This is a genomic window from Novosphingobium sp. 11B (genome assembly GCF_054589055.1).
In genome coordinates, this window is sequence record NZ_BAAILP010000290.1 from 29263 (window position 1) to 32944 (window position 3682).

At 67.1% G+C, this 3682-nt stretch carries 4 protein-coding genes; all 4 read right to left on the bottom strand.

What is annotated here, in order from left to right; genetic code table 11:
• Positions 1–596, bottom strand: a 596-nt coding sequence (locus ACYPYD_RS25145) for a TolC family protein (RefSeq protein WP_459666213.1), incomplete at its 3' end; no start/stop codon positions are given.
• The gene (locus tag ACYPYD_RS25150) at positions 593–1519 is read right to left on the bottom strand and encodes an efflux RND transporter periplasmic adaptor subunit (protein ID WP_008832634.1); all 927 of its coding nucleotides are present in this window, start codon (positions 1517–1519) and stop codon (positions 593–595) included. The genes ACYPYD_RS25150 and ACYPYD_RS25145, both read right to left, overlap by 4 nt.
• Complete coding sequence (locus ACYPYD_RS25155; RefSeq protein ID WP_008832633.1) at positions 1516–1731, bottom strand: DUF1656 domain-containing protein; 216 nt, start codon at positions 1729–1731, stop codon at positions 1516–1518. Before ACYPYD_RS25155 ends, ACYPYD_RS25150 begins: the two co-directional genes overlap by 4 nt.
• Positions 1728–3682 (bottom strand): FUSC family protein (locus ACYPYD_RS25160; RefSeq protein ID WP_459666215.1); only part of this gene is annotated, 1955 nt, incomplete at its 5' end. The genes ACYPYD_RS25160 and ACYPYD_RS25155, both read right to left, overlap by 4 nt.

Sequence of the window (3682 nt, forward strand, 5' to 3'; positions counted from 1 at the left end):
TGTACCACCCGCTGCGTCACCCCGAGCTGGTAGTTGGCGGCGCAGACTTTGGCATAGGCGCTGGTGGTCGCGGCGGCGACGCTGACGCGCACGGCATCGCGCGCGGCCTCGGTCGCCTCGGCATCGGCGGTGCTGGCCTCGATGGCTCGGCGCAGCTTGCCTTTCAGGTCGAGCGGGTAGCTCAACGCAAGTCCGAGATTGTCGGTCACCACGCCCGGCATCGAGACGCCAGTGGAGGACTGGCGCGACAAATCGACGCCGCCGCTTACCGCCGTCGACAGCGTGCGGGCGGCAGCAGCCTCGCGCAGCACGGCGCGGGCGCGGTCGAGATTGGCGTCGGCGGCACGCAAGTCGGTGTTGGCCGCCAGCGCCTGCTCCACCAGCGCGTCGAGGCGCGGGTCGTCGTAGAGCTTCCACCAGTGATCCGGCAGCGGCTCCTGCGAGAACGCCGCACCATTTGCCGAGTTGAACGTCCCTTGCGCGGCCGGCGCATTGGAGACGGCGTTCTCAGGCGGATGATAGTCCGGCCCCGCTGTCGCGCAGGCGGACAAGGCGAGCGCCAGCGCTGCCGAGCACAGGAAGCGCGGCAAGGTCACTGCACCTTCCCCTTCGGTGCGGGCTTGTTCTGGCTGTGCTGCTCGCCATGCTGCTCGCCATGCTGCTCGATCGTGACCGTCGCGGTGCGGCCCAAGATCAGGCGCACGTCCTTAGGCACCTGCGTCAGCCTCACGCGCACCGGGATGCGCTGGGCGAGACGCACCCACGAGAAGGTCGCTGCGACATTGGGCAGAAGGTTGCCCGAATCGCTGCGGGTATCGTCGTTGATGCCTGCCGCGATGCTCTCGACCCGCCCCTTGAGCACGTTCTCCTCGCCCATCAGTTTCACGCTCACCGGCGCGCCGATGCGGATCAGCGGCAGCTTGGTTTCCTCGAAGTAGCCTTCGACCCGGATCGAATCGCCATCGACCAGCGCCATGGCCTGGCTACCGGCGGCCACGTAATCGCCGGGATGCAGGTCGAGGTTGGTCACCGTGCCGTTGACCGAGGCATGGACCTGCGTGCGCTGGAGGTTGAGCCTGGCCCCGTCCAGCGCGCTCTGCGCCTCGGCCACGGCGGCGCGGGCGGTGGCCACCTTGGCGACGTTCTGTTCGTGCGACTCGGTGGCGACGAGGTCTCCCAGCGCCAGATCGCGCGAGGACTCGCGCTGTGCCTGCCCCAACGTCGCCCTTGCGCTGGAAAGGCTGGCCTCGGCCTGCTCCACCGCCAGCGAATAGCGCGGCTTGTCGATCACGAAGAGGAGATCCCCGGCCTTCACCTGCTGGTTGTCGTGCACCGAGACGGATGTGACGAGCCCCCCGATGTCCGGTGTCACCCGCACCACATCGGCACGGACACGGCCGTCGCGGGTCCAGGGACTGCGCTCGTAATGCATCCACATCCAGTATGCGATGAAGGCCGCAAGCAGGACGATGACGATGGTAGCGGCGCTGCGGCCGATGGCGGGAAGCAGGTTCTTCATGGGTGGAGACCAAAATAGGTGGCAAGGAAGGAAAGCGCGCCGAACACCATGACATAAAGGCACAGGTCGACGAGCGCGCGATAGGCGACAATGCGGTAGAACCCCACGAAATCCGCCACGCGCATGAGCAGCATGGTCAGGACCGAGGCGATGACCGCGATCAGCAGGAGCGTGGGCATGAACACGCCCAGGATGGAGACTTCGCCGTTCATGGCTGGCCTTTCAGCGCGGCGGCTTCGGGAAAGATGTTACGGCGCAGCGAGACCAGCGCCAGTGCCGCCTTGCGGCGCACGGACCGGTCCTCGTCGCGGGTGAAGACGTGGAGCGCAGCATCGATGTCGGCCAGCAGTTCGGGCGCGGCGGGCGGACGGTGCTCGGGCTCGAGCCGGCGGTAGTAGTCGGCCACGTCGGCCAGCACACTGGTGAGGGGCGCGCTGCGAGCGGGCGGCAGGTCGAGCCGCAGCTCGCGCAGTTCGCCGATCGCCACGCCCGTGCGCAGATCGCGCAGCACGTCGTAGAGCGGCGCGCCCGGCTGCTTGCCTGATAGCGCGAGGCGGGGATTGAGCAGCGCGATACGGTCGAGCATGCGGTTGATCCAGCCGCGCACGTCGGGCGGTCCGTAGAGGTTGGCACGCTCCGCGATGTCACGCCAGCCCGCGCGCAATGTGCGGCGGATGGCGCTTTCCAGCCCTGCGGTCTGCAGCAGGCGCGCCATCATGATGGCGAACAGAGTGCCCAGCAGCTGAGCCAAGGAGCCGTTGGCGAACGTGGCGAAGTTGTCGCTATACTGCTCGGCGATGATGAACGGGCTGCCCATGCCGAGCAGCGCAGGCAGCGCGACACCGGCGTAGCGGGGCGAATGCATCAACGAGCCCAGCACCAGCAGGGGCGGCGCCAGCGTCATCGCCAGCATCGGAAAACCGTCGATGCGTGGCAGGATGCCGAAGGCGTAGATCATGCCCAAAATCGTTGCGATGAGCGTGCCGTTGAAGAACATCCACAGCGGCAACAGCGGATTGTCGGATGCCGAGAACAGCGCCAGGAACACGCCCGCCAGCATGACGGCGGTGGCACCGTCGTTCCAGCCGCTGCCGATCCACAGCGTGCAGCCCAGAATGATCGTCAGCGCCGCACCGGCCGCGCCGCGCAGGGCGCCGCGATAGTCGCGGTGAACCTCGCGGTTGCGCCGCCCTTCCAGCAACGGCGGAATGCGCGCGGAAACCGGCTTGCGGTTGCGGGTGCCGAGTTGTTCCGCAAGATCGCGGCAATCGAGATGCGCCTCGATCAGGCTGGAAAGCCGTGAACCCAGGCTGAGGACGAGCATGTCGTCCCAGCCGGACGCGGCATCGATCCGCGGTTCAAGCGCGGCACAACGGGCCTTGAGGTCGGCGCCGACCTGCTCGCGCTCCTCGCGGCTCGCTTCAATCCGCGAGAGCCAGTCACGCGTGTCGGCAAGCAACGTCTCCGCCTCCTCGCTCATGGCATCGTGTTCGCGTAAGGCGCCGATACGGTCGGAGACGGCGGCACCCAACGGCATCAGCAGCGAAAGTTGGTCCTGCAGCGCCCGCACCGTGCGCACACGCGGGGCCAGGCGGCTGGTCTCGAACGGTAAGTGGATCGAAAGTTGATGCAGTTCGGTCACGTCCTGCGCCAGTCGCCGCTTTTCCGCCTCGATCGAAGGATCTGGTTCCAGTTCCAGCGAATCGCGACTCCAGCGCTCGGCATCGCGCAGCATCATCGCCACGCGGCCGAGCAGGAACGTCGAAACCGAACCCGGCAGGACGATACCGTGGATCAGGCTGCCGCACAGGATACCAATGGTGATCTCCTGAACGCGCAGCGCGGCATCCTCGAAGATGAGGTCGGGCGTTTCCACCGTCGGCAGCACGATCAGACAAGCGGTATAACCCGCTAAAACGAACATATAGCCGCGCGGCGTGCGATCGAGCAGGGAGACGAAGACGCACAGCGCCAGCCACGAAGCGAGCGCCAGCGTCAGCAGTTCCGGCGAATGGGCCAGCGGCGGCACCATGAGCACCGAAGCCGTGGCCCCGACGAAAGTGCCGATGACGCGGAACAGCGCCTTGGAAACGACCGCGCCGGCTAGCGGCGCGGCGACGATATAAGCGGTAAGGAAGGCCCAGTACGGTCGCTCCAGCCCGA